The following is a 24649-nucleotide window of genomic DNA, read 5'->3' as shown; positions in this document are numbered from 1 at the left end:
CCTTGAGCTTTGGCGATGGCGGGGTGATCGCATCGCTGTTATTGATGGTGACCACACAGCACAGGCGCCGCAGATGACATCCGATACACAGAAGGCCGAAGCGGTCGGGCAGTTGCTCGAAACGCCGGACCTTGCCAGCGCGCTGGAAAGCGAACAGTTCAAGAAGTTCCTCGACCAGGTACCGATCGCCATTGCCGTCTCGGACCTGGTTTCGAAGGAGCGTGTCGTCTATGCCAATCCGGAATTCGAGAAACTGTCCGGCCTCAAGGCGGCGACGCTCGCCCGGCAACACTGGGCGGCGCTTTCCGGCACCGGCCTGCACAAGCAGAAGGACCGGCCGCTGTTCGAGGCCGTGGTCGAGGACACCGATTTCATCGGTACGTTCCGGCTGGAGCGGACAGAAGGCCAATCTGTGATCGTCGACGTCTATTCCAACGTCATCGAGGACGACAATGGCAAGGCCTGCTTCCGGCTGGTGGCGCTGGTCGACGTCTCGGCCCATGGCGAAACCGAAGATGCGCGATCGATCGATGAGCGCATCCGCGAGAAGGACACGCTGCTGCGCGAATTGCAGCACCGGGTGAAGAACAATCTGCAGATGATCACCGCACTGATCCGGATGGAGACGCGCAACGCGGCCGAACCGGATCAGAAGCGTTTCGAGAGGCTGGCAGGTCGCGTCGATGCGCTGGCAATCCTCTACCAGACGCTGTCGGGAGACGATGAAAAGGATGAGGTCGATCTTGGTGTTTATCTCAGCCAGATCGCGTCGGCGGTGATGAACTCGCATGCGGTCGAGGGCATCCGCCTCGACATGAAGGTCGACACCTATCCGGTGTCGATCAATGTCGCCATGCCGACCGGGCTGGTGGTGAACGAACTTTTGACCAACGCGCTCAAACATGCCTTCCAGGGGCGAGACGGCGGCACGATCACGCTGCACAGCATCGTCGACGGTGATGGCTGCCGCATCGTGATCGCCGATGACGGCATCGGTCTGCCGGACGGCGAAACCTGGCCCAAGAGCGGCAAGCTCGGCGCGCTGATCGCCCGCTCGCTGACCGAGAATGCCAAGGCGCAGTTCGACGTGAAGTCGAGCGCCGGCGAGGGCACTCAGGTGATCATCGTGTTCAAGCGCTCGGCTGCCACCGCCTGAAGCGTATCGTTGTCGTTGCGCTCTCGCACCTACAGGATCATCTCCAGCTATTCCTTGTGCACTGCGGCAATGAACGCTTCGCGGGCTGGGAGGCTCATGGCGTGCCAACAGTCCGTGCCCCAGCAGCCAGTCCGCCGCTGCCTCACGACAGGTCGGCCGGTTCGCCCTATCTCCATGCCGCCGGTCGGGTTTGGACCCGGCGGCATGGAGGTTGGGATCACGTGACATCGACGCCGATTGCCCGTCGCGAAGCGGCGCCCTTGCCGGTCGCGGCACTGATGGGCGCCATGGTGTCGATCCAGATCGGCGCCACCTTTGCCAAGGGCCTGTTCCCGCAGATCGGCGCGCAAGGCACGACGACGCTGCGGCTGGTCATCGGTGCGCTGATGCTGATCGCGGTGCTGCGGCCCTGGCAGATGCGGCCCTCGCGTGCCACTCTGCCGTGGCTGGTCGCCTATGGGGTGACGCTTTGCGCGCTCAACCTCCTGTTCTACGCAGCGCTCGCCAGGATTCCGCTCGGCATCGCGGTGGCGCTGGAGTTTACCGGCCCGCTTCTGGTGGCGACCTTGAGCTCGCGGCGCGCCAGCGACTTTGCCTGGATCGCGCTGGCGGTGGCCGGCATCCTGCTGTTGTCGCCCTTCGTTCATTCCCTCGCGCCGCTTGATCCGATAGGGGTGATGCTGGCGCTGGCTGCCGGTGGCTTCTGGGCGCTTTATATCGTGCTTGCCCAGAAGGCCGGCGCGGAGCTTGGCACCCGCACCACTGCCTACGGCATGGCCATCGCCGCTGTGCTCGTGCTGCCCTTCGGTATCGCGCAGGCGGGATCCGCGCTGCTGGCGCCGTCGATCCTGGTCAGCGCGCTGCTGGTCGGGCTGTTTTCCAGCGCGTTGCCATTCTTCCTGGAGATGGTGGCGCTGACCCGCATGCCGGCGCGCATCTACGGCACGCTGACCTGCCTGGAGCCGGGGCTGGGTGCGCTGGCCGGCTTCCTGTTCCTGCATGAAAGCCTGACCGCAACACAGTTGGCCGGGATCGCAGCCGTCGTTGTCGCCGCCTTCGGCACGGCGCTGACATCACGGCCGCCGGTGCCGTCGCCGGAGTAGGGTGGCGCGATTCGTCGGCACTGGGTATTTTCGAGTAATCCGAAATTCAACCAGCCCAATCCACGAAGTTAAGCCAATCCTTGTCCAGGACGGCACTGGAATTGTCACCTGGCGCACAAGTATTTTCGGCTCTGGACAGACCGTGATCTGGTCCCATACGGTGCGTGTCGAAATGAAGACGCGATTGTAGAAAAGGCCGGTTGCCCCTTGCAAAAGAACGTCTTCTCATCGGCGGATCTGCCGCCGCATCTGGATCATCGCGCACGCTTCGCGCGCTGGCAGGACATCCATGTCGCCGAGATATGGTCGGTCGAATACACGATTTCGGAGAGACTGTCGTTCGAAGCCGCGATCGAAGCCACCGCTGTCGGCTCGCTGGTGCTTGGGCAGATGGCCGGGACGATCCGTCATGCCAGCCGCAAGGCGGGCAATATCGCCGCCGATGGTCGCGACGGCTATCTGCTGCTGGTGAACAATGGCGATACGGTGCTCAGCGGCACGCAGATTGGCCGCGATTATCACGTCGGCAAAGGCGAGGCCGCACTGGTCTCGGCTTCGGAAGCGTTGCAGATGACCGGCGGCGACAGCAATGTCTGGGCCAATGTGGTGCTCCCTCGTGCCGTGCTGGAAAATGCCTTCGCTCATATCGAGGATCGGCTGGCGTTGACCGTTGGAGCCGACAATGAGGCGCTCGGCATGCTCAAGCGCTATTGCAGCTTCCTGGAAGCAGGCCCGGCGCTGGTCTCGCCCGACCTCATCGGCCACGCCACCGAAACGATCGTCGACCTGATCGGCCTTGCGACCGGCGCCAAGGGCGAAGCGGCCGAACTGGCGGGCCTGCGCGGCCTGCGCGCGGCAAGGCTGCAGGCCATACTGCAGAAGATGCGGGATAATTTCGCCGATCCCGCCATTTCGGCGCAGGGCGTTGCCGGGCAATTGCGGCTCTCCGTTCGCTATGTCCATGACCTGCTGCAGGAAACCGGGGTGAGCTTTGCCGAGCGCATTCTCGAACTGCGCTTGCAAAGGGCGCATCGCATGCTCCGCGACAGGCACAATGACCGCATGCGGATCAGCGAGATCGCGCTGCTCAGCGGCTTCTCCGACGTCTCCTATTTCAACCGCTGCTTCCGCCGCCGATTCGGCTCGACACCGGGCAGTGCCAGGTAGTTTCGTCGCCGCTAACCCCGCCGGATACACGACACGCCAATCGACTGAGGCCGAATGGCCACACCAGCCGGGAAAGCGCTGCTATGCTTTCCCTGACAATTCGGGTGCGGCCCAGCCCAAGACGCGGCGGGCGGACAATGCAACACCGGATTTCTCGACAACAGCTGGATCTCCGCAGCTCATTTGTGCGGTGGGGAAGCAACATGGGGCAGCAGACAACAATGAAAACTCTTCTTCTCGCAACGGCCTTCATTCTCGCGCCGCTCGGTATGGCGTGTGCGGCTGATATCAATGAGGTTTCGCCTGTTGCATCCGGCTACGACTGGTCCGGACTCTATGCCGGCGTCGACATCGGCTACGCGGCCGGAAAATCCAATCTGTTCATCGCCGGCGGCGGACTGGGCGGGGCCACCGATCTCAATGTCTCCACCGATCCGAACGGATTTATCGGCGGTGTCCATATCGGCGCCAATTACCAGATGGAGAACAGCTTCGTGATCGGCGCCGAGGCCGACATCATGTACAGCAATATAGATGGGCTGACGGCCCTCGACGCCGGCGGCGGCGGTGTCACCACGTTGCTCAAGAGCGAACTCAAATGGTCGGGGTCGGCGCGGCTGCGGGCCGGCTATGCTTTCGATCGGACCTTGCCCTACATCACTGCCGGCGTCGCCGCGGCCAAGTATGAACTGATTGCGGTCAGCGCCGGTGGCCCTGCCGCCGAAGTAACGCTCCACAGCGACAGCCATGCCGGCTGGACCGTTGGAGCCGGCATCGAACACGCCTTTACCGACAAGTGGATCGCGCGGGCCGAATACCGCTACTCCGACTTCGGCAGCCAGGACCTCTCGGTGGCAGCCGGTCTGCCTACGGAAACCCATGTCGACCTCCAGACACAGGATATCCGGGTCGGGCTCAGCTACAAGTTCTGATTGCTGGTGCTACAGATCTCCCTCGGGAGATGGCAGGCAGGCCAGGGGGCCGGCGGGGCTCGGCCTGCTGCCGCAGATGGGGGTCGGCGCTCTATACGCGACGACCCCCTCTGTTGCCTTTGGCGACATCTCCCCTCGAATGGGAGATCAGCCGCTTCAGATTAGCTTCTCCAGTGTGATCGGCAGATCCCTGATCCTCTTTCCCGTCGCATGGAACACCGCGTTGGCAATCGCCGGCGCCACGCCGACGATCGCCAATTCGCCGACACCCTTGCCGCCGAGCACCGAGGAATGCAGGTCGGGGATGCCGACCGAGATCACCTCGATGTCGGGGATGTCGGCATTGGTCGGCACGAGATAGTCGGCGAGGTTGTCATTGACGATGCGGCCGTGGCGGCGGTCGACGATGCCTTCTTCCAATAGCGCCTGGCCGATGCCCATGATGATGCCGCCCTTCCATTGGCTTTCGGCAAGTTTCGGGTTGTAGAGCCGCCCCGAATCCAGCGCCGACACCACACGCGATACACGCACCGTGCCGAAATCCTCGTCGACGCGCACCTCGATGAAATGCGCGCACCATGAGTGACGGGAGTAGTCGCCCTCGGTGTGCGGCAGTGCCATGGCGATGGTGGTGTAGTTCTTGTAGCGCTCCTCTGGCGTCGAGTTTTCCGGCATGGTGTCGCCGGTGGCTTCGATGTGGTCGCGGCCGACGCTTTTGAGCAGTTCGGCGATCGAGACATCGGGGCCGTCGCCGCGCGGCGAAGCGATGCGGCCCTTGGCGACGACCAGCGTGTTGGCCTGCAGCGCGTGGAAAGGCGACCGCGGATCGCTGATGGCAAGGCCCACCAACTGGTCGAGCGCTGAGCTCGCCGCCTTGTATACGGCGCCGGTCATCACACCGGCCAGGCGCGAGCCGCCGGTGACGCCGGCGCGCGGAAAGCGGGAGTCGCCGAGTTTCACCACCACGTCGTCAGCCCGCACGCCGACCGTTTCAGCGGCGGTCTGCGCCAGGATTGTGTAGGTTCCTTGACCCATGTCGATCGACGAGCTTTCGACCTCGACCGAGCCGTCGGCCAGGATACGCACGATCGCCTCGCCATAGGCGCGCCGAACCGGATAGGTGCCAGCCGCGACGCCCCAGCCGATCAACTGGGTGCCGTCGCGCATCGAGCGCGGTTCGGGCGAGCGCCTGGCCCAGCCGAAGCGCTTCGCACCTGCGGCAAAAGCCTCGCGCAACTGCCGGGTAGACCAAGCCTTTTTGGCATGCGGATCCTGCTCGGCATAGTTCCGCAGCCGGATTTCCAGCGGGTCGATGCCGACCACGTAAGCGAGCTCGTCGATGGCGCTTTCGATGCCGAAGGCCGAGGGGTTTTCGCCCGGCGCGCGCATGGCGCCCGGCACCACCGAATTGACCCGCACGACATTCTGCTTCGAGGAGAAATTCGGCGTCGCATACATGATCGAGGTGACCGATCCCAGCGGCTCGACCCACATGCCGTCGATGGAGGTCTCATTGACGCCGCGATGCACGATCGACTGGAACTTTCCGTCAGCGTCGGCGCCGATCGTCACCGTCTGCCGCGTCGCGGCGCGGCCACCGTAACCGGTGAAGGTCTGGGGCCGCGTCATCACCAGCCGCACCGGCCGGCCGAGCATTCTGGCCGCACATGCGGCCACCGCGCCATGGCTGAGCGCCAGTGCCTTGGAGCCGAAGCCGCCGCCAATATAGGGCGAGACCAGCCGCACATTCCCGAACGGCACGCCGAACCATTCGGCATAGGTGCGGGCCATCCCGTCCAGCCACTGGCTCGGCTCCCATACGGTGAGCCGGTCGCCCTCCCAGCGGGCGATCAGGCCATGCGGCTCCATCGGCGCCTGGTACTCGCGCGGCGTGTTGTAGGCGGCGCAGATGCGGACCGGTGCCGAGGCGAACGCACCTTGCGCATCGCCCCATTCCTTGGTCATGGCGTCGATCGGGATGCCGTCGCCAGCCTTGCCGTCGCTGAGGTCGACGATGGAAGGCGTCTCGTCATAGCTGACCTTGACCAGGGCCGCCGCCGCGACCGCCTGTTCGAAGGTCTCGGCGACCACGGCAGCGACATGTTGACCCGAGAACGTGATGTCGCGCGCGAGCGGGCAATAGGGTTTGTCGGGCGGCGGTGTGCCGAACCAGTCCGCCGCGGTCTTCAGGCTGATGATGGTGTCCGGCGTCAGCACCCGCAGCACGCCGGGCGCCGCCTCGGCGGAAGTGGTGTCGATCGCGCGCACCTTGCCGGATGCAATCGTGCTTTCGACCAGCACGGCGTAGGCGAGGCCTTCGAGCTGCTGCTCGACGGCGTATTTCGCCGCGCCGGTGATTTTGGCCGGGCCGTCGACGCGCGACAGCCGGCCGCCGACGGCTTCGGCAAAAGCGCCGTCGGACGCATCCCCATGCCTGATGTTGTGAACGGTCATGCCGTCTCTCCCAATCTGAGGATGGCGCGGGCGACGACGCGCGGCGCCAGTTCGATCTTGTAGTGGTTGGCGCCGTGATCAACGGCGCCTTCGACTGCGAGCAGGCTGGCGGCGCGCACGGTGTCCGGCTCCAGCACCTTGCCTATCAAGGCCGCCTCGACGGCCCGCGCACGCCACGGCTTGGTCGCGACGCCGCCAAGCGCCACGCGCAAATCGCGGATCGTTCGGCCGTCAGCTTCGAACTCAATGCCGACCGCCGCACTGGCCGCGGCAAACTCATAGGATTGCCGGTCGCGGATTTTCAGGTAGATCGAACGCCGGGCAGAGGACGAGCCGCGGATCTCGATGGCGGTGATCATCTCGCCCGGTTCGATCGCATGTTCCCTATCCGGCGTGGTGCCGGGCAGCAGGAAAAAGTCGTCGACCGGGATCTGGCGCTCGCCGAGATGAACTGTTGCGTCGAAGGCGACCAGCGCCACCGCGAGGTCTCCGGGATACATGGCGATGCAGGCGTCGCTGGCGCCGAGCACGGCGTGGCCCCTGGTGACGCCGCCTATGGCCGAACAGCCACTGCCGGGTTCCCGCTTGTTGCAAGCGGAGAAATTCCCGGGATCACGGAAATAGGGGCAGCGCGTGCGCTGCATCAGATTGCCGCCGATGGTCGCCATGTTGCGGATCTGCGCGGAAGCCGCCTGCCACAGGGCTTCCGACACCGCAGGAAAGCGGCTCTTGATGTCGGCATGGTCGGCGACATGGCTCATCCTGGCCAGCGCGCCGATGGTGGCGCCGCGTTCGTTCACCTCGATGCTGTCCAACCCCTTGAGATGAGCGATGTCGACCAGCGTCTCGGGCTCGGCGACGCCGCATTTGGCGAGATCGACCAGCGTGGTGCCGCCAGCCAAGAGCATGGCGCCGGGCAGGGCGGCCGCTTGGCGTGCCGCATCGACCGAGTTGGCGCGCACATACGAAAAATCCCTCATGATGCGACCTCCAAGGCGGCTTGGCGAATGGCGGCGACGATGTGCGGATAGGCGCCGCAGCGGCAGAGATTGCCGGCCATGTATTCGCGGATCTCGCCGTCGGAGCCGGCATGGCCCTCACGGATGCAGGCGACCGCCGACATGATCTGGCCCGGCGTGCAATAGCCGCACTGGAAGGCGTCCTGTTCGAGGAAGGCAGCCTGCACGGGATGCATTTCGCCCTCCCGTGCAAGCCCCTCTATGGTGGTGACGGTGCGGCCTTCGGCTTGGGCGGCCAGCGTCAGGCAGGCCAGCACGCGCTCGCCGTCGACATGCACGGTGCAGGCGCCACACTGGCCGTGGTCGCAGCCCTTCTTGGTGCCGGTCAGGCCGAGCCGGTCGCGCAAGGCGTCGAGCAGCGTCACACGCGGCTCGATGTCGAGCCCGTGAAGGTCGCCGTTGATGTCGAGATGGACCGGGATCGTTGTTTTCGTCATGGGCATCTGGCTCCAGTTGCTTGACGCGAAGTCGTTGATCTGATGTTGGGCCGGCGAGGACCGAGCGCCCGCTGTCCGGCCCTTCGCTGTCGCTCCGGACCGTTCGGGCGTTCAGCCCTTTAAAAAGATCCACTGGACCTTTTGATCCGCCCGAAGGCGGACCGGGCCTTCACCGTTCGTCGGACGGGCAAGCCAAGCAATTGGCTTCCCGTCCGCTAGGCGGACCACTCCTCACCCCAGCAGGTCCTCGATGCGGATCGGAAAGCGCCGCGGCCGCACGCCGGTCGCATGCCAGACCGCATTGGCGACGGCGCCAGCCGTGCCGGTGATGCCGATTTCGCCGACGCCCTTGATGCCGAGCGCGTTGACGTGAGGGTCGTCCTCGTGGACCAGCAGCGCCTCGACCGACGGAACGTCGGCATTCACCGGGACATGATACTCGGCGAGGTTGGCATTCTGGATCCGGCCAGAGCGCCGGTCGGTGATGGCTTCCTCATGCAGCGCGAACGAGACGCCCCAGATCATGCCGCCATAATACTGGCTGCGCACCAGCCTGGGATTGATGATCCGGCCGGCGGCGAACGCGCCGACCAGCCTTGTGACACGGATCTGGCCGAAATCCGGATCGACCTTCACCTCGGCGAACACGGCGCCGTGCGCGTGCTTGGCATAGGCCTCCTGGGATGCCGGGTCCGCAGCGCCCTTGCCATGGCCCTCGATCTCGGTGAGGCCCGCGCGCGTGAGGATCTCGGCATAGCTTTCACCGCGGCTTTCATCGTCGCGCCGATAGAGGTGGCCGCCGCGCGCCAGCACGCCTTCATTGCCGGCGCCGAACAGCGGCGAGGCCTCGTTGCCGGTGGCGAGATCGGCAAGCCTGGCGATGACGGCGGCACCCGCATTGTGGATCGCCATGCCGGCCGTCGCCGTGTGGCCGGAGCCGCCGGCAATGCCTGCATTGGGCAGATCGGAACTGCCGGCCCTGAAATCGACCTGGTCGATATCCAGTCCCAGTCCGTCGGCCGCGATCTGGGCGAAGGCGGTCCAGGCGCCTTGCCCCATGTCCTGCGCGCCGGTCTCCATCAGGCCGCTGCCATCGCTCCTCAGCACGGCGCGGGCCTCGGCCTGGAACATCAGGGCCGGAAACGTCGCCGTGCCCATGCCCCAGCCGGTCAGGAAACCGTCGGCGTCGCGCATCAGCCGGGGCTGAAGCGGGCGGCTCGCCCAGCCGAACGTCTCGGCCGCTTGCCTGTAGCACTCGCGCAGCGCCTTGGAGGAAAACGGCTTGCCGGTCATCGGCTCGACCTCGGCATAGTTCCGCAGCCGGAACTCCAGCGGGTCCATGCCGCAGGCGTGAGCCGCCTCGTCGATGGCGCTCTCCAGCGCGATCGAGCCGGTCGCTTCGCCGGGCGCCCGCATGAACAGCGGGGTACCGGTGTCCAACCGCACCGCATCGTGCGAGGTGGCGATGGCCGGGCTGGCATAGAGCGTGTGCGAGGCATCCGCCGCCGGTTCGAAGAAATCGTCGAACGTGCTCGACGCAGTCTTGGCGTGATGGTCGAGTGCCGTCAGCCGCCCTTCGCCATCCATGCCCATGCGCAGCGTCTGGCGCGTCGGCGCACGGTGGCCGACCGGGCCGTACATCTGCTCACGCCGCAGCACCAGCTTGACCGGACGGCGGACGAGGCGCGCCGCCAGGATGCCGAGCACCTGCGGCCCGGAGATCATGCCTTTCGAGCCAAAGCCGCCACCCAGGAACGGGCTGCGGATGTGGATGTTTTCCGGCGCGATGCCGAACAGGCCGGCGATGCGGCCCTGTGCCATGGCAAGGCCCTGGCTCGGCGTGTCGATCGACAGTGTGTCGCCATTCCAGGCGACGACGATCGCATGCGGCTCCATGGCGTTGTGGTACTGGGCCGGCGTCTCGTAGGTGGCTTCGATCCGTGTCTTTGCCGATTTGAGGCCGGCCTCGACATCGCCCTTGTGCTGCACGGCCGGACCGCCGACACCGACACCACGCGGCACGAAGGCTTCAGCGCCGTCCAGGCCAACGCGCGCCGGCAGCACTTCATAGCGCGGCGACAGCAAAGCCGCCCCCTCGGTTGCCGCCTCCAGCGTCTCGGCGATTACCACGGCGATGCTCTGGTTGGGGTAGCGGACCTGATCGTTCTGCAGCAGGTCGAGCCGGAACATGAAGGGGTGGTCCTTGGCGTCCGGGTCAGCGGCGAGCGCCGGCCGGTTCTTGGGCGTCATCACCTCGACCACGCCCTGGTGCGCCTTGGCCGCCTCGATATCCAGAGCGGCAACGCGGCCGCGCGCGATGCTGCTGACCGCCAGCACGGCGTAGAGCATGCCGGGCGGGTGGTTGTCGGCGGCATAGCGCGCGGCTCCGGTGACTTTCAGAAAGCCGTCGCGGCGGGTCAGCGGCTGGCCGATGCTGGAGCCCTGCCGGGCATGGGCGGGTTGCTGGTTGAGGCTGAGTTCAAGCGTCATGGCGCGCTCCGGGAATGTTCGAGAACGGGGAGGCAGGAAGGGCTGGCAGACGCTCGGGCGTTCCCGAAAGCGCAGATATCAGCGCCCTGACCACGATGCGGCGGGCAAGCTCGATCTTGAAGGCATTGTCGCCGGAGGGGCCGGCATCGGCCAAGGCAGCGTCCGCGGCGCTCGCGAAGGTCGCCTCGCTGGCGTCCGCGCCGAGCAGGACGGCTTCCGCCGTTCGGGCCCGCCACGGCTTGGCCGCGACGCCGCCCAGTGCCAGCCTTGCGGCGCGGATCTTGCCGCCATCGACGACGAGCGCTGCCGCGGCCGATACGACGGCAAAAGCATAAGAGGTGCGTTCGCGGACTTTCAGGTAACGGGCATTGGCAGAGAAGGAGGCCGCCTCCGCCGGCAGGCGCACCGCCACGATCAGGTCGCCGGGCTCCAGCGCATTCTCCCGCTGCGGCGTTTCGCCGGGAAGCCGGTGGAATTCCTCCAGTGTCACATGACGCCGGCCCTTCTTGCCCTCGATCTCGACCACGGCGTCGAGCGCCACCAGCGGCACGCAGAAGTCCGAGGGGTGGGTGGCGATGCAGGCGTCGCTCCAGCCTAGCACGGCGTGCAGGCGGTTCTCGCCTTCCAGCGCGTCGCAGCCGGTGCCTGGCTGGCGCCTGTTGCAGGCGCTGGCGGTGTCGTAGAAATAGCTGCAGCGCGTGCGCTGCAACAGATTTCCGCCGACGGTGGCGGCGTTGCGAAGCTGCGCCGAAGCACCCGACAGCAGCGCCTCGGCCACCGCCGGATAGGATTTCGCGAACGCCGGATCGTAGGCAAGGTCGGCATTACGGACCAGCGCGCCGATGCGCAGGCCGCCATCGTCCAGCCGTTCGATGCGGTTGAGCTCCGGCAGCCGGGAAATGTCGACGATACGCTCGGGACTGGTGATGCCGCCTTTCATCAGGTCGAGCAGATTGGTGCCGCCGGCGAGATAGGCCGAACCCGGCTCGGCTGCCGCGGCGATGGCGTCGGGGATGGTGGCGGGCCTGATGTAATCGAAATCTCTCATGCCGCGGTCCTCCGGTCGGCTTTGACAAGCTGTTGCTGGGCTTCCAGGACGGCCTCGACGATGCCGCCATAGGCCGCGCAGCGGCATATGTTGCCGCTCAGCCCCTCACGGATGCGTTCGGGATCGTCGCCGGCCTGGCCCTCGGCGATCAGGCCGAGCGTGCTCATGATCTGGCCGGGTGTGCAGAACCCGCACTGGAAGCCGTCATGGGCGATGAAGGCGGCCTGCACAGGATGCAGTTCCTCGCCGTGGGCGACGCCTTCGATGGTCAAGACTTGGGCGCCGTCATGGCTGACCGCCAGCGCCAGGCATGAGTTGATGCGCTTGCCGTCGACCAGCACCGTGCAGGCGCCGCACTGGCCGCGGTCGCAGCCCTTCTTGGTGCCGGTGAGATCGAGCCGCTCGCGCAGCAGGTCGAGCAGGGTTACGCGTGGATCGACCTCCAGTTCGTGTCGGTGGCCGTTGATGGTGAGGGTGATGGGAAGGCTGGTCATGGGCGTCTGGCTCCAGTTGCTTGACGCGGATGGGATTGAACTGGTGCCTTGCCGCGGAAGGGCAAGGTAACCGTTCGGTCAGGTCTTGACGGCGAAAGCGGAGATGGCAGCGGATCTCCCGCGAGACAGGCGGGCAGGGGAGATCTCGGCTTGCGTGTTCGAAAGACGTGACATACCGGTTCCCCTGATTATATGATAAAGGTGCTCCACTAAAACGGAGGCGCCTCCGTTTAATACGTGGTGGCTGAACCGGCCGGGTTCAAGCCCCCTGACACGATGTGGAGAAAAAATTGGCCAGCGAGCCGTCCGCCATTGCTGAACAGAAGGCCGGGGCCGTAGACGCAAAGCCGTTGCGCGCCGATGCGCGGCGCAACCGCGACCGGCTGGTCGAGGTGGCGGTGTCCGTCTTTGCCGAGCGCGGCATCGATGGCTCGCTGGAGGAGATCGCGCGCCGCTCCGGCGTCGGCATCGGCACGCTCTACCGGCATTTCCCGACGCGCGAGCATCTGGTCGAGGTGGTCTATCGCCGTGAGGTGGAGGCGCTCTGCGCGGCCGCCGGCGAGCTTGCCCAGAAACATCCGTCCGATGTCGCGCTGGAACAGTGGATGCAGCGCTTCGTCGACTACATCGCCGCCAAGCGCGGCCTGGCGACCAGCCTGCGCATCGTGCTCACCACCAATTCGACGCTGTTTTCCGACACGTTCGGCCGGGTGTCGCAAGCCTTGCGACAGCTGGTCGAAGCGGCGGTGGCCGACGGCACCATCCGCGGCGACGTCGACGCTTCCGACGTGCTGCACGCGCTGGGCGGCATCTACTCAGCGCCCGACACCCCCGAATGGCGCGACCGCTCGCGCCGGCTGGTCAAGCTGTTGATGGACGGGTTGCGGTTCGGGGCTGCAAAGGCACAATGAGGCGACGAGATTCCGCCTGTGCAAAACCACACCTGTCGATAAATTGAGGGGACCCAATGTATGTAGGCCGTTCCTACAAAATAGTGGATTTCGCGCTGTGGTCGCGGCGCAGCGTCATCTACATGGTGGTGGTGAGTGGACTGGCCGTGGCGGCCTACCGTCTTCCAGGCATCGCCGGGTTTTCGGTGCCATGGTCGGTGGTGCTGGTGCTTGGCACCACCGTGTCACTCGTTGCCGGGTTCAAGAATTCGCAGGTGTTCACCCGCAGCAGCGATGCGCTGCAGGCTTTTACGCAAATTACGGCCAGCAGCCGGTTGTGGTCCAATTTCTGCAGGGATTTCCTCGACGCGCCGGCGGCCCGACAGCTCATCTATCGCCACATCGCCTGGATGACGGCATTGCGTTTTTCCCTGCGCCGGCCGATGCCATGGGAATCCATGGCGCGGGCCGCCAATATCGAATACCGGCGGCGCTATCGCATCCATGAGGATGCGAGCTCGATCGCCGACGAATTGCGTCCGCTGCTCGCCGAACAGGCCGAGGACGTCCTGAAATCGCCCCAGCCGGCGATCGCCCTGCTCGAACGGCAATCTGTCCAGGTCAATGCGCTGTTCAAGGACACAAAGCTCCCTCCTCAGATCTATGGCGAACTGACCAAGCTGATCCGCGACTTCCATGACCAGCAGGCGCGCTGCGATCGCATCAAGAACAATCCCTATCCTCGGCAATACGCCATCGTCAGTTCGATGTTCGTGATGATCTTCTGCACGCTGTTGCCGTTCGGGGTCGTTCCCGTCTTTGCCGATATGGGCAAATTGGGTGGGGCGCTCGAGTCGATCGCGATCTGGCTGACGATCCCGTTCAGCACGCTGCTGGGCTGGGCCTACATGTCCCTCGACCAGGTCGGCGAAAGCAGCGCCAACCCGTTCGAGGGCAACGCCAACGACGTCCCGATCTCGCAGATATGCCGCGACATCGAGATCGAGTTGCGCAGCGGGCTCGGCGAGGCCGATCTTCCCAAGCCCCTGCTGCCGGTCAACGACATCGCGACCTAGGCAGGATCAAGACGAAGGCGCGGACCCGAAGGTCCCCTTCATCGTGCTGCTGGCGGAGGCCGCTCAAACGTCGAGGCAGACCTTGCCGAAATGCTTTTGCGTTTCGTAATGCGCGAAGGCGGTGGCGATGTCCTGCAGCGGAAAATGGCGGTCTATGACGGGCTTCAGCCTGATAGTCTCTATCGCCCGGATCATATCCTCCTGGTCGGCCCGGCTGCCGATGGAAATGCCGCTGATGCGGATCTGGTTGGAAAACAGGGCGGGGATAGACACTTCCGCCGCAAAACCGGTCAGGACGCCGACCAGGGCGATGTGACCGCCCGTTCTGCAGGCCGCAATGGACTGCGCCAGGGTGGCGGGTCCGCCGACCTCGATCACGTGATCGACACCGCGTCCGCCCGTCAGATCCCTGGCCTTGCGACCCCAGTCCGGGACGGACTTGTAGTTGATGACGGCGTCGGCTCCGAGGCGCGTGAGCCTTTCCAGCTTCTGCTCGTCGGATGAGGTGGCGATGACCCGGGCGCCGGCGGCTTTGGCGAATTGCAGCGCGAACAGCGATACACTGCCCGAACCGAGGACCAGCACCGCGTCGCCCGGCTTCACCTTGCCGCACACAACCAGGCCGCGCCAGGCAGTAACGCCGGTGCAGGTGAGCGACGCCGCCTCGACATGCGTATAGCCTGCCGGTGCCTTGGTGAAAGCGTGCGCCGGCATGCAGACATACTCGCTGGCGAAGCCGTCGAAACTGTCTCCCGGAATATCGCGCCGGGTGCAGGGCGTCATGTCACCGCCCAGCCACCAGGGATAGAAGACGCTGACGACGCTGTCTCCGGGCTTGAGTGCATCGACACCGTCGCCGAGGGCAATCACTTCGCCGGCGCCGTCGGAGAGCGGAACGCGGCCGTCGGCGAGAGGCATCTTGCCTTGCACGGCAAAGTCGTCGCGCATGTTCAACGCGCAGGCCCGGATCCTGACCAGAACCTCGCCCGGCCCTGGCTGGGGCGGATCTTCCTCGACCAGGTCGAGATTGCCCAAGCCGCCCGGCGCTCTCAGCCTGACCAGTCTCATTGTCTTCTCCGATGTGTGGGGTGTCTGGAATTGCAATGGCGCGCTGCGCCTAGCGGGCCTGCCGGCCTGAGATCACCCGCAGCCAGGGCGCCAGATGAAAGGCGCTCATCAGCAGATACATCGCGGCCATGCCCGTGAGGGGCGAGGCGTCGATGCCCATGCACTGCATGGCCGCATCGCCGCTGAAGATGCAGGTGAGCAGCGCCATCACGGCGAAAGTCGGTGCCGCGGCAAGGCAAAGCCAGTCGGCCAGCCCGAGGGTTGCGGCTTCCGGGATCGTGCTGCCGGCACCGGTATGGATATCGCTCATCGCCTTGATCCTTGATGATCATGCCAGCCACGACAGGTTCCTCTCTCCACGGAGTGGGGAGAGGAACCCAGACTGAACAACCGTTACTGCTCGCCCTTGTCGCGCAATGCAGCCTCGCCGGCAGCAGACACTTCTTCCCATTTCTTGTCGGCCCCGGCGTCGTAATTGTCGTGCCAGTTCCACCAGGAATAGAGCGGGGTCTGCGGATAGCCTTCGGGTGAATCCTCCCAAATTTCCTGGCGGCCGAGCGGCGTCGCGTCGAGATAGCTCCAGACGGTGCCCATCGCCTCGTCGCCGCGGCTGTTGATGAGATAGGTGCGGAAGATGCGGTCGCCGTCACGGATGAAGACGTTGTGGCCGTGCCATTCGTCGACGCCGAAGTCCTTGTCGAAACTGTCAGTGATTGTGTACCAGGGCATCTGCCAGCCCATCTTCTGCTTCAGCCGCGCAATGTCGGCTTGCGGGGCACGCGAAGCGTAGGCAAGCGTGGTGTTGCGGGCGTTGAGATGGGCGAGGTGGCCGACCTGGTCGGCGCCCAGCGAACAGCCGCGGCAGGCGTGATCGGGCCAGCCATGCACGCCGGGCTCGAAAAAGGCGCGGTAGACGATCAGCTGGCGGCGGCCTTCGAACAGATCGAGCAGGCTCGCTCTGCCGTTCGGCCCCTCGAACACATAGGCCTTGTCGACTTCCATCCACGGCATGCGCCGGCGCTCGGCGGCCAATGCGTCCTTGGCCCGCAGCGTTGCCTTTTCCTTCACCAGCATCTGTTCGCGGGCGGCTTCCCAGTCCTGCCTCGAAACGATCGGCGGGGTCTTCATTGCGATGTGCTTGGTCATTGGTCGTCTCCTTTGCCAGTCTGTTGTCGCTTGCTGTCAGCCAGAATAGGGCGGTGAAGCGCGGGGGTGGGAGTTACAAGTGTGACGGGATTTGCAGGAGCCGGCCCGTCGCAGCAGGGGTGGCGCACCCTCACGGTGCCTTCGGCCGCGTCATGGAGAGGAGTGTCGGTTGGCATTGTCGGTTCTCCCTTGGCGTGCCGCACGTTGCCGATAGAGTTGGCCGATGCGGCTTGCCGGTTCATGGTACGGATTTAAGTTAGGGCGGCGACGCACAAGGGTGGGAGTTACAAGTGTGACGGGATTTGAATGGATTCGCTGATCACCGCCGCGGCGCTGGCGCTGGCCCGAGGCGATCCGCTCGGCGCGCTGGATCGCGTCGCCCTGCGCGAGGACCCTCCGGCGCTGGCGCTGCGCGGCATTGCCATGGCGCAGCTCGGCGATCTCGATCGCGCCAAGGCGCTGCTGCGGCGGGCCGCGCGTGGCTTCGGCCCGAAAGAAGCGGTAGCGCGTGCCAGATGCGTTGTTGCCGAGGCCGAGATTGCGCTGGTCTCACGGGATCTCGGCTGGCCGGCCAAGGCTTTGGATGCGGCGCGGGCGACGCTGGAAAAGCATGGCGACCGGCTGAACGCAGCGCATGCCGGCCACCTCAAGGTGCGCCGCCTGCTATTGATCGGCCGTCTCGACGAGGCCGAAGACGTGCTGGGCGGGCTCGATCCGATGCCGCTTCCGCCGGCCTCGCGCGCCGCCCACGAGCTGGCCGTCGCCGGCATCGCGATGCGGCGCCTCAAGACGAAGCCGGCGCGCAGGGCGTTGGAGTGGGCACGCCACGCCGCCCGCCAGGCCGGCATTGCGGGGCTCATCGCTGAAGTCGATCGCGCATTCCTGGCGCTGGACACGCCGGCGGCGCGGCTGATCGCGGCTGGCGAGCAGCGCCCGTTGCTGCTTGAGGACGTCGAGGCGTTGCAAGCGTCGCCGGCATTGCTGGTCGATAGCTTTCGCTATGCCGTGCGCCAACAGGAGAAAACGGTCTCGCTGGCAACGCGCCCGGTGCTGTTTGCGCTGGCCCGTACGCTCGCCGAAGCGTGGCCAGGCGATGTGTCGAGGGCGAGGCTGATCGCGCAAGCCTTCGGCGGCAGGCACGCCGATGAATCGCACCGGGCACGGCTGCGGGTCGAGATCGGCCGGCTGCGCACCGAATTGCGCGGCCTGGCCGACATCGGCGCGACCAGCCAGGGCTTCGCGCTGGCGCCGCGCCAGGCACGCGAGGTGCTGGTGCTGGCGCGGCCGATCGAGGAGCGGCACGCGGCGGTGCTGGCTTTCCTTGCCGATGGTGAATCCTGGGCGAGTTCGGCGTTGGCGCTGGCGCTTGGCACCGGCCAACGCAGTGTGCAACGGGCGCTGGAGCAGCTTGGCGAGGCCGGCAAGGTGCAGTTTTTCGGTCACGGCCGGGCGCGCCGCTGGATGACGCCTCCAGTGGTTGGATTCACGACCACCTTGTTACTCCCGGCCCCGCTGCCGAACGGTTAGGAAGTGACATCGGATCATCTCAATGAGGACAAGGACATGAAACAGTCAGCGGCCGAAATTCTGCGCGAATACGGACCCTTTCCAGATGTGGAGAGGGTGCATGGGGTGAGTTTTGACGGCAACAATGTCTGGTTCGCCTCGGGCGAGAAGCTGAACGCCTTCGACCCGGAAAACGGCCAAGCGCTGCGCTCGATCGACGTCGCGGCGCATGCCGGCACCGCCTGGGACGGCCAGCACTTCTTCCAGCTTGCCGACGACCTGATACAGAAGATCGACCCTGATACCGGCCAGGTGCTGGCGACCATTCCGGCGCCGGGCGGCGGCGGCGATTCCGGGCTGACCTGGGCCGAAGGGACGCTCTGGGTGGGGCAATATCGCGAACGCAAGATCCACCAGATAGACCCGGAGACAGGGGCGATCCTGCGCACCATCGAATCCAACCGTTTCGTCACCGGGGTGACATGGGTCGAGGGCGAGCTGTGGCACGCCACCTGGGAAGGCGACCAGAGCGACCTGCGCCGCGTCGACCCGCGATCAGGCAAGGTTCTCGAGAAGCTCGACATGCCGGCCGGCATGGGCGTGTCGGGGCTGGAATCCGATGGCGGCGACCGCCTCTATTGCGGCAGCACATCCGCCGGAGTGGTGAGGGCGGTGCGCCGGCCGCGGTGAGGATGCGGCCGACGCCGAAAGTCACACTTGCAGGCGCACTTCACACGGCAATTTGTCCGCTGTCGGCTGGTCGTCGCATCCTGTCGGACTTAGATAGGCTGTGCACCGGGCAGACCGCCCGGACCCGCTTTGCAAAGGATCCCCCATGCCTGAACAGCCCATCATGCCCGAACAGATTGCATTGAACGACGGCTCCGCCATTCCCCAGCTCGCCTTGGCGTGTGGCAGGTCGACCAGGATATTACCGCCGAGGTGGTGGGTTGGGGCATCGAGGCCGGCTATCGCCTGATCGACACCGCCGAAGGCTACCAGAACGAGGAAGGGGTTGGAGAGGCGATCCGCAGCGCCGGCGTGTCGCGGGCTGAGCTGTTCATCACCTCGAAACTGCGCAACGGCGCACACCAGCGCGATGCGGCGCTACGCGCCTTCGATGACACCATGGCCAAGCTCGGCATTGAGCAGATCGACCTGTTCCTGATCCACTGGCCTGTGCCCAACCAGGACAAATATGTCGAGGCCTGGAAGACGCTGGTCGAACTCCGGCAGGCCGGCCGCATCAAGTCGATCGGCGTTTCGAACTTCAACCAGGATCATCTGGAGCGGATCATCGCGGAAACCGGCGTGACGCCCGTCGTCAACCAGATCGAGTTGCATCCCCAGTTCCAGCAGCGCGGTGTCAGGGACTTTCACGCCAAGCACGACATCCGTATCGAAAGCTGGAGCCCGTTGGGCAGCGGCCGGCTGCTCGGCGATCCGACCATTTCAGGCATCGCCAAAAAACATGGCAAGTCCGTCGCCCAGGCGATCATCCGCTGGCATCTCCAAGAGGGGCTGATCGTCATTCCAAAGTCGATCCGCAGGGATCGCATCGCCGCCAATTTCGATGTCTTCGATTTTGAACTGGATGCCCAGGACCTGCAGACGATCCGCGGCATGGATTCCCCCGAAGGCCGCAACGGGCCCAACCCCGCCACGGCCGCGTTCCTGTTCTGAGGACTGCCGACCGCGAAGCTGCCGATCTCCCGCACGAGGGGGAGATTGGCCAATCTCCGGCCTCTCCGCGCGCTTAAATCCCGGACCCATCCAGCTGCTGGGCGTCTTCGCCTTCCCAGGGCGCTGGCATGGACGCACGGCTGATGTTTGCCGTCGGCAACGGCATCCAGCACTTCAGTTCCGGGTCGGCATATTCGATGACGCGCCCGGGCGAGGAGTCCGACGCGCGCCAGCCTTCCGAGGCGAACTGGTCAGCACGCGACCAATAGGCAAGGTCTACTTCCGCCGGTCCCTGTTCGGACGGACGCACCGTGACCAGGATGCGGCTGCCATCCTTCGGCGCCGTCGACATGTGGCGCCACCGTTCGGGCTCGTCCATCGCATTCCTCCTCGCACTCGCAGCGTTGGGTGGAGTGTCGCCTCGTGGTCCGAAGGGGTCAACCCAAAGTTTGCGCCAGGCATCGGCTGATGACCCCTCCAGGCGGGTGCCTGCACAGTTGTGCGCAACACGCCGCAGGCGGTCATGCACGCTCGACGGGCTGTGACCCAGTTGATAAGCCCGTCTGCGAAAGGAGCGCCTGAGTCGAGATGACCGTTGCGATCGAGATGGGACAGACGACCGCGGGCGCCCCGGCGAAGCTGGATCTTGAGGAACTGCTCGCGACTCGCCTTTTGGTGCAGGGCAATTCAGGCTCCGGCAAGTCGCATCTGCTGCGGCGCCTGCTGGAGCAGAGCGCACCCTGGGTGCAGCAGACCATCATCGATCCCGAGGGCGACTTCGTCTCGCTGGGCGACCGTTATGGCCATCTGGTGATCGATGCCGAGCAGCATACCGAGCGCGGCCTGCAGGCGGCCGGCGAGCGGGCGCGCATGCATCGCGTCTCCACCGTGCTCAATCTCGAAGGACTCGACGCCGAGAACCAGATGCGACGTGCGGCCGCCTTCCTCGGCGGGCTGTTCGAGGTCGCCCGTGACCACTGGTACCCGATGCTGGTGGTGGTGGACGAGGCGCAGCTGTTCGCGCCGGCGGTGGCCGGAGAGGTGTCGGACGAAGCGCGAAAGCTCTCGCTCGGCGCCATGACCAATTTGATGTGTCGTGGCCGCAAGCGCGGGCTGGCCGGCATCATTGCCACCCAGCGGCTGGCCAAGCTCGCCAAGAACGTCGCCGCCGAGGCGTCCAATTTTCTCATGGGCCGCACCTTCCTCGATATCGACATGGCGCGCGCCGCCGATCTTCTGGGCATGGAGCGCCGCCAGGCGGAAGCGTTCCGTGATCTGGAACGCGGGCAGTTCATGGCGCTCGGCCCGGCCCTGTCGCGCCGTCCGCTGGGGCTGCGCATCGGCCCGACCGACACCAGCCCGCGCAACGGCACGCCGCGGCTCATGGCAATGCCGGAATCCGCGCTGGAAGACGCACGCGCGATCATCCTGGCGGCGCCGCCACCCGAGACGGTGCGCACGCCGCGCCGCCCGGCGTCGCCGGACCTGCTCGACCAGCTGATGGCGGCCAAATCGGCGGCACTGGAAATGCGCCCCGAGCCGGCGGAGCCGCAAATCAGCGCCGAGGATCTAGCCGAGCGTCGTGAGCGCGTCGACCGTGTGCTGCGCGCCATCCTGGCGCAACCCGACGCCGGTTTTCGCGTGATCGGCGTTCTCTATCAGGAGTTCGTAGTCCGCTGCCGCATCGAAGGCCTGGCCTCGGTCGTGCCTGACCTGCCGGAGTTCCGCCGCATGCTGACGCGGGCCCGTGCCGGCCTTGGTTCCGAGACGACGCAGGATGACGCGTGGCGGGACGTTTCCGTCCGCGCGTCGCTGCTGCCCGACGACATGCAGGGCGTGTTCATGATGATCGCCCGCGCGGCGAAAGAGGGCTGGCCGTGCCCGAGCGACGCCGCGATCGCCCGTGCCTACGGCTCGCACTCGCTGCGCCGCGCCCGGCGCCTCTTGACTTATATCGAGGAGCAGGGGCTCATCGTCTGCCAACTCGACGGGACAGGCCGGCGCACCGTGACGCTGGTCGAATTGGCCTGGGCCACCGCACCGGGAGATCCGAATGCCGAGGAGGTGGAGCAGGGGAGCCTGGCGCTGTGAGGCGGCGCGGGTGCTTTGAGCGAATGGGACGATAGGCTTTTTCAGTCACCGTCATTGCGACCAACTTCTGACGGCAACGGTGAAAGCGCCGACGCCGAAATGCGTCATGCAGGGCGCATGCGTTTCGATGGCGCTCACCGATTCGCCCCGATCACCCACTGTTCCTGGTCGACGAGCGTGCCGGTTATCGGCCCGGCAGCATCCGAAAGCAGGAAGACGGCGAGGTTGGCGATGTCGCTCGTCGAGAACAGGCGGCCGAAGGGTTGCGAGGCGTTGGCGGCATCGAGCCAGCCCGGCCCGTTGCCCAACGTGTCGGCCTGCATGACACGTTCGGCCGGCGTGTCGGTCCAGCCGACATTGATGCCGTTGACGCGGATGCGATCGAAGCGATGGGCATTGGCGGCGTTTTTGGTCAGCGTGGCCAGCGCGCCCTTGCTGGCGGAATAGACGGCGAGTTCCGGCGAGCCGCAATGGACGTTGATCGACAGGATGTTGACGATGGCGCCGCCCTGGCCACGCTTCTTCATGTCGGCGATGGCCGCCTGCATGAGGAAGAACGGTGCCCGCGCGTTGACCGCAAACAGCGAGGCCCAGCCGTCGAGATCGGCGTCGAGGAACGAGGCCCGGTCGGTCAGCCCTGCGGCGTTGACCAGCGCATCGATGCGGCCGAAGCGCTCGATGCAGGCTTGCGCCAAAAGGGCAGGGGCCGCCGGGTCGGCGAGGTCCGCGGCGACGAAGACCGTCGGCGTGCCGAGCCGCGAAAGCTCTTCCGCCACGGCATCGCCGCGGGTCTTCTCGCGCCCGGTGACGAGCAGGCCGCCGGCGCCGCAGCGCGCCAGCGTCTCGGCGATGGCGCGGCCGATGCCTTGCGTCGAGCCGGTGACCAGCGCCACCTTGCCGTTGAGCTGAAGCTCCATTCCTCTTCCCCGCCTCGCATCTGGTTTCAGGCTAGCGCGGCAGGATCGTTTTACAACATGGAAATTGGAAATCTTGGAGCGGAGATTGTTGGCGCTGCGTGGGGCTGGCAAGAGCCTGCTCCAACGTCGTCGCTCGGGGGCGAAGCAGGAGCGGAGTCCGTCCCAAAGACCTCTAGTGGACCGTGATGATGCCCTCGACGGCCCGCCATTCCGAAGGCCGGATGAGCCGGTGATGAGCAACGCGGACCGAGTGCAGCGGACCGTCGAGTTCGCGCTCCCAATATTGGAGAAAGCCCTTGAGTTCGGGAAAGGCCGGAGCGAGATCGTAGTCCTGCCAGACATAGAGCTGAAGCAGGCTCGGATGATCGGGCAGGTGATAGTGGATTTCGGCCGTCGTCAGGCCATAACCTTCCATTTGCAGGCGGAATTCGCTGCTGACCGTATCGGCCATATCTTTCTCCTTCTCTCTCCGTTCAGGCATCCAGCCTGCGACATTTGTATTGAATTCGCCCGATGCCATGCCGGTTCCTCTTCAAACAACGTCGCGAGAACGTCGGGGTTCCGAAAATAGCCACGCCAGAACAGTGTGTTGGCGCTCTTTCTGGTCGAATGTAAAAAATTTTTCGCCGGTCTCTTGAAACCGAAAAACGGCAAAACTAGCTCGATATGCGCCGCGATGCCTGACGAAGGGTCGGGGCGTTCCGCACCGGTCCGATATTGCCGGTTCGGTGCGGAGGAACCTCAAAACCTGTTTGTCCACGAGGAGAACGACATGGCGTTCCGTCCATTGCATGACCGCATTCTGGTCCGCCGCCTTGAAGCCGAGGAGAAGACCTCCGGCGGCATCATCATCCCCGATACCGCAAAGGAAAAACCGCAGGAAGGTGAAGTGCTCGCCGTCGGTCCCGGCGCGCGCGACGACAGCGGCAAGCTTGTCGAACTCGATGTCAAGGTCGGCGACCGCATCCTGTTCGGCAAATGGTCCGGCACCGAAATCAAACTCGACGGCGAGGACCTGCTCATCATGAAGGAAAGCGACGTGATGGGTGTCATCGATGAGATCGCCGAAGTGAAGAAGGCCGCCTGACGGCTTCTTCGTATCCATCCAGTCAACGAATGCTGCCTAGGTAAAGGAGTGATCCAATGGCTGCCAAAGAAGTGAAATTCCATACCGAAGCGCGCGAGAAGATGCTGCGCGGCGTCGACATCCTTGCCAATGCGGTGAAGGTGACGCTCGGTCCCAAGGGGCGCAATGTCGTCATTGACAAGTCGTTCGGCGCGCCGCGCATCACCAAGGACGGTGTCACCGTGGCCAAGGAGATCGAACTGGAAGACAAGTTCGAGAATATGGGCGCCCAGATGGTGCGCGAAGTGGCTTCCAAGACCAACGACCTTGCCGGCGACGGCACGACGACCGCAACGGTGCTTGCACAGGCGATCGTCAGGGAAGGGGCCAAGGCGGTTGCCTCGGGCATGAACCCGATGGATTTGAAGCGCGGCATCGACAAGGCGGTCGATGCGGTGGTCGCCGAACTGAAGACCAATGCCCGCAAGGTCACCCGAAACGACGAGATCGCGCAGGTAGGCACCATCTCCGCCAATGGCGATGCCGAGATCGGCCGTTTCCTCGCCGAGGCAATGGAGAGGGTCGGCAATGAAGGTGTCATCACGGTGGAGGAGGCCAAGACCGCCGAGACCGAACTCGAAGTCGTGGAAGGCATGCAGTTCGACCGCGGCTATCTCTCGCCCTATTTCATCACCAACCAGGACAAGATGCGCGTCGAACTCGATGAGCCTTATGTGCTGATCCACGAGAAGAAGCTCTCCAACCTGCAAGCGATGCTGCCCGTGCTTGAAGCCGTGGTGCAGTCGGGCAAGCCGCTCTTGATCATCGCCGAGGATGTGGAAGGCGAGGCGCTGGCGACGCTGGTCGTCAACAAGCTGCGCGGCGGCCTCAAGGTCGCGGCCGTCA

General features: G+C 65.3%; 23 protein-coding genes and 1 pseudogene. 12 read left to right on the top strand and 12 right to left on the bottom strand.

The genetic code is table 11. The features are described from left to right. The first annotated feature begins 73 nt into the window (after positions 1-73). The 4 genes from EOB49_RS16875 (at position 74) to EOB49_RS16860 (ending at position 4358) form a co-directional block, all read left to right on the top strand. Positions 74-1156 carry a histidine kinase dimerization/phosphoacceptor domain -containing protein gene (locus EOB49_RS16875; protein ID WP_127381626.1) on the top strand — a complete coding sequence of 361 codons (1083 nt, stop codon included), beginning with the start codon at positions 74-76 and terminating at the stop codon, positions 1154-1156. Between the two features lie 221 nt (positions 1157-1377). Beyond that, positions 1378-2259 carry a DMT family transporter gene (locus EOB49_RS16870; RefSeq protein ID WP_127381625.1) on the top strand — a complete coding sequence of 294 codons (882 nt, stop codon included), beginning with the start codon at positions 1378-1380 and terminating at the stop codon, positions 2257-2259. A gap of 207 nt (positions 2260-2466) precedes the next feature. Beyond that, the gene (locus EOB49_RS16865; RefSeq protein WP_127381624.1) at positions 2467-3426 is read left to right on the top strand and encodes an AraC family transcriptional regulator; all 960 of its coding nucleotides are present in this window, start codon (positions 2467-2469) and stop codon (positions 3424-3426) included. Between the two features lie 221 nt (positions 3427-3647). Next, complete coding sequence (locus tag EOB49_RS16860) at positions 3648-4358, top strand: outer membrane protein (RefSeq protein ID WP_164761757.1); 711 nt, start codon at positions 3648-3650, stop codon at positions 4356-4358. A 156-nt stretch (positions 4359-4514) separates the two neighbouring features. Here EOB49_RS16860 and EOB49_RS16855 read toward each other — a convergent pair whose 3' ends face one another. The 6 genes from EOB49_RS16855 to EOB49_RS16830 all read right to left on the bottom strand — a co-directional run bounded on the left by EOB49_RS16855 (position 4515) and on the right by EOB49_RS16830 (position 12300). Then, positions 4515-6812 carry a xanthine dehydrogenase family protein molybdopterin-binding subunit gene (locus EOB49_RS16855; protein WP_127381623.1) on the bottom strand — a complete coding sequence of 766 codons (2298 nt, stop codon included), beginning with the start codon at positions 6810-6812 and terminating at the stop codon, positions 4515-4517. Then, the gene (locus EOB49_RS16850; protein ID WP_127381622.1) at positions 6809-7792 is read right to left on the bottom strand and encodes a xanthine dehydrogenase family protein subunit M; all 984 of its coding nucleotides are present in this window, start codon (positions 7790-7792) and stop codon (positions 6809-6811) included. The genes EOB49_RS16855 and EOB49_RS16850 overlap by 4 nt, the downstream gene beginning before the upstream one ends. Further along, positions 7789-8268 carry a (2Fe-2S)-binding protein gene (locus tag EOB49_RS16845; protein ID WP_127381621.1) on the bottom strand — a complete coding sequence of 160 codons (480 nt, stop codon included), beginning with the start codon at positions 8266-8268 and terminating at the stop codon, positions 7789-7791. The genes EOB49_RS16850 and EOB49_RS16845 overlap by 4 nt, the downstream gene beginning before the upstream one ends. Positions 8269-8499: 231 nt before the next feature. Continuing rightward, a complete protein-coding gene (locus EOB49_RS16840) occupies positions 8500-10758 on the bottom strand; it encodes a xanthine dehydrogenase family protein molybdopterin-binding subunit (RefSeq protein WP_127381620.1) in 2259 nt (752 codons plus the stop codon). Next, positions 10748-11806, bottom strand: a complete 1059-nt coding sequence (locus EOB49_RS16835; RefSeq protein ID WP_127381619.1) for a xanthine dehydrogenase family protein subunit M — start codon at positions 11804-11806, stop codon at positions 10748-10750. Before EOB49_RS16835 ends, EOB49_RS16840 begins: the two co-directional genes overlap by 11 nt. After that, positions 11803-12300, bottom strand: coding sequence for a (2Fe-2S)-binding protein (locus EOB49_RS16830; RefSeq protein WP_127381618.1), 498 nt, complete (start codon positions 12298-12300; stop codon positions 11803-11805). The genes EOB49_RS16835 and EOB49_RS16830 overlap by 4 nt, the downstream gene beginning before the upstream one ends. A 290-nt stretch (positions 12301-12590) precedes the next feature. On the opposite strand from EOB49_RS16830, the gene EOB49_RS16825 reads away from it, so the two are divergent. Both EOB49_RS16825 and EOB49_RS16820 read left to right on the top strand, forming a co-directional pair. Next, positions 12591-13211: a TetR/AcrR family transcriptional regulator gene (locus EOB49_RS16825; RefSeq protein ID WP_127381617.1), complete on the top strand. Its 621-nt coding sequence runs from the start codon at positions 12591-12593 to the stop codon at positions 13209-13211. A gap of 56 nt (positions 13212-13267) precedes the next feature. After that, positions 13268-14266: a bestrophin family ion channel gene (locus EOB49_RS16820; RefSeq protein ID WP_127381616.1), complete on the top strand. Its 999-nt coding sequence runs from the start codon at positions 13268-13270 to the stop codon at positions 14264-14266. Positions 14267-14329: 63 nt separating this feature from the next. Here the strand turns inward: EOB49_RS16820 and EOB49_RS16815 are convergent, their stop codons facing one another. From EOB49_RS16815 to EOB49_RS16805, 3 genes are all read right to left on the bottom strand, one after another. Continuing rightward, on the bottom strand, positions 14330-15334 hold the full coding sequence (locus EOB49_RS16815) for an NAD(P)-dependent alcohol dehydrogenase (RefSeq protein WP_127381615.1): 1005 nt from the start codon (positions 15332-15334) through the stop codon (positions 14330-14332). Between the two features lie 49 nt (positions 15335-15383). Then, positions 15384-15644 (bottom strand): hypothetical protein, encoded by a 261-nt coding sequence (locus EOB49_RS16810; protein WP_127267446.1) that lies wholly within the window; start codon positions 15642-15644, stop codon positions 15384-15386. A gap of 83 nt (positions 15645-15727) precedes the next feature. Beyond that, positions 15728-16480 carry a thioredoxin family protein gene (locus EOB49_RS16805; protein WP_127381614.1) on the bottom strand — a complete coding sequence of 251 codons (753 nt, stop codon included), beginning with the start codon at positions 16478-16480 and terminating at the stop codon, positions 15728-15730. 306 nt (positions 16481-16786) lie between these two features. On the opposite strand from EOB49_RS16805, the gene EOB49_RS16800 reads away from it, so the two are divergent. From EOB49_RS16800 to EOB49_RS16790, 3 genes and pseudogenes are all read left to right on the top strand, one after another. Then, complete coding sequence (locus EOB49_RS16800) at positions 16787-18007, top strand: helix-turn-helix domain-containing protein (protein WP_127381613.1); 1221 nt, start codon at positions 16787-16789, stop codon at positions 18005-18007. A 36-nt stretch (positions 18008-18043) separates the two neighbouring features. Beyond that, entirely contained in the window at positions 18044-18676 is a 633-nt protein-coding gene (locus EOB49_RS16795) for a PQQ-binding-like beta-propeller repeat protein (RefSeq protein ID WP_127267443.1), read from the top strand. Between the two features lie 145 nt (positions 18677-18821). Continuing rightward, positions 18822-19669: pseudogene (locus EOB49_RS16790) on the top strand (aldo/keto reductase). Between the two features lie 73 nt (positions 19670-19742). Here EOB49_RS16790 and EOB49_RS16785 read toward each other — a convergent pair. Further along, positions 19743-20048, bottom strand: coding sequence for a hypothetical protein (locus EOB49_RS16785; RefSeq protein ID WP_127320451.1), 306 nt, complete (start codon positions 20046-20048; stop codon positions 19743-19745). A gap of 209 nt (positions 20049-20257) precedes the next feature. On the opposite strand from EOB49_RS16785, the gene EOB49_RS16780 reads away from it, so the two are divergent. Beyond that, positions 20258-21760, top strand: coding sequence for an ATP-binding protein (locus EOB49_RS16780; RefSeq protein ID WP_127297074.1), 1503 nt, complete (start codon positions 20258-20260; stop codon positions 21758-21760). Between the two features lie 134 nt (positions 21761-21894). On the opposite strand, the gene EOB49_RS16775 is transcribed toward EOB49_RS16780, so the two are convergent. Both EOB49_RS16775 and EOB49_RS16770 read right to left on the bottom strand, forming a co-directional pair. Continuing rightward, positions 21895-22677: an SDR family oxidoreductase gene (locus EOB49_RS16775; RefSeq protein ID WP_127381612.1), complete on the bottom strand. Its 783-nt coding sequence runs from the start codon at positions 22675-22677 to the stop codon at positions 21895-21897. Between the two features lie 172 nt (positions 22678-22849). Then, entirely contained in the window at positions 22850-23128 is a 279-nt protein-coding gene (locus EOB49_RS16770; protein ID WP_127320453.1) for an usg protein, read from the bottom strand. Positions 23129-23449: 321 nt separating this feature from the next. Here EOB49_RS16770 and groES point away from each other — a divergent pair, with 321 nt between their 5' ends. Together groES and groEL are read left to right on the top strand one after the other, a co-directional pair. Next, a complete protein-coding gene (groES, locus tag EOB49_RS16765; RefSeq protein ID WP_127255658.1) occupies positions 23450-23764 on the top strand; it encodes a co-chaperone GroES in 315 nt (104 codons plus the stop codon). 56 nt (positions 23765-23820) lie between these two features. Next, a partial coding sequence (groEL, locus tag EOB49_RS16760; protein WP_127381611.1) for a chaperonin GroEL occupies positions 23821-24649 on the top strand: 829 nt, incomplete at its 3' end.

Source organism: Mesorhizobium sp. M7A.F.Ca.MR.148.00.0.0, assembly GCF_003997735.1.
Lineage (GTDB): Bacteria > Pseudomonadota > Alphaproteobacteria > Rhizobiales > Rhizobiaceae > Mesorhizobium.
This window is presented reverse-complemented; position numbering and strand designations above follow the sequence as displayed.

What these genes read in the sequence shown, in the direction of transcription:
- EOB49_RS16795 (WP_127267443.1), top strand. Translation starts at nt 18,044, where the DNA reads ATGAAACAGTCAGCGGCCGAAATTCTGCGCGAATACGGACCCTTTCCA.
- groES (WP_127255658.1), top strand. Translation starts at nt 23,450, where the DNA reads ATGGCGTTCCGTCCATTGCATGACCGCATTCTGGTCCGCCGCCTTGAA.
- EOB49_RS16840 (WP_127381620.1), bottom strand. Translation starts at nt 10,758, where the DNA reads ATGACGCTTGAACTCAGCCTCAACCAGCAACCCGCCCATGCCCGGCAG.
- EOB49_RS16835 (WP_127381619.1), bottom strand. Translation starts at nt 11,806, where the DNA reads ATGAGAGATTTCGATTACATCAGGCCCGCCACCATCCCCGACGCCATC.
- EOB49_RS16860 (WP_164761757.1), top strand. Translation starts at nt 3,648, where the DNA reads ATGAAAACTCTTCTTCTCGCAACGGCCTTCATTCTCGCGCCGCTCGGT.
- EOB49_RS16815 (WP_127381615.1), bottom strand. Translation starts at nt 15,334, where the DNA reads ATGAGACTGGTCAGGCTGAGAGCGCCGGGCGGCTTGGGCAATCTCGAC.
- EOB49_RS16875 (WP_127381626.1), top strand. Translation starts at nt 74, where the DNA reads ATGACATCCGATACACAGAAGGCCGAAGCGGTCGGGCAGTTGCTCGAA.
- EOB49_RS16800 (WP_127381613.1), top strand. Translation starts at nt 16,787, where the DNA reads ATGGATTCGCTGATCACCGCCGCGGCGCTGGCGCTGGCCCGAGGCGAT.
- EOB49_RS16780 (WP_127297074.1), top strand. Translation starts at nt 20,258, where the DNA reads ATGACCGTTGCGATCGAGATGGGACAGACGACCGCGGGCGCCCCGGCG.
- EOB49_RS16810 (WP_127267446.1), bottom strand. Translation starts at nt 15,644, where the DNA reads ATGAGCGATATCCATACCGGTGCCGGCAGCACGATCCCGGAAGCCGCA.
- EOB49_RS16785 (WP_127320451.1), bottom strand. Translation starts at nt 20,048, where the DNA reads ATGGACGAGCCCGAACGGTGGCGCCACATGTCGACGGCGCCGAAGGAT.
- EOB49_RS16805 (WP_127381614.1), bottom strand. Translation starts at nt 16,480, where the DNA reads ATGACCAAGCACATCGCAATGAAGACCCCGCCGATCGTTTCGAGGCAG.
- EOB49_RS16775 (WP_127381612.1), bottom strand. Translation starts at nt 22,677, where the DNA reads ATGGAGCTTCAGCTCAACGGCAAGGTGGCGCTGGTCACCGGCTCGACG.
- EOB49_RS16770 (WP_127320453.1), bottom strand. Translation starts at nt 23,128, where the DNA reads ATGGCCGATACGGTCAGCAGCGAATTCCGCCTGCAAATGGAAGGTTAT.
- EOB49_RS16845 (WP_127381621.1), bottom strand. Translation starts at nt 8,268, where the DNA reads ATGACGAAAACAACGATCCCGGTCCATCTCGACATCAACGGCGACCTT.
- EOB49_RS16855 (WP_127381623.1), bottom strand. Translation starts at nt 6,812, where the DNA reads ATGACCGTTCACAACATCAGGCATGGGGATGCGTCCGACGGCGCTTTT.
- EOB49_RS16820 (WP_127381616.1), top strand. Translation starts at nt 13,268, where the DNA reads ATGTATGTAGGCCGTTCCTACAAAATAGTGGATTTCGCGCTGTGGTCG.
- EOB49_RS16850 (WP_127381622.1), bottom strand. Translation starts at nt 7,792, where the DNA reads ATGAGGGATTTTTCGTATGTGCGCGCCAACTCGGTCGATGCGGCACGC.
- EOB49_RS16830 (WP_127381618.1), bottom strand. Translation starts at nt 12,300, where the DNA reads ATGACCAGCCTTCCCATCACCCTCACCATCAACGGCCACCGACACGAA.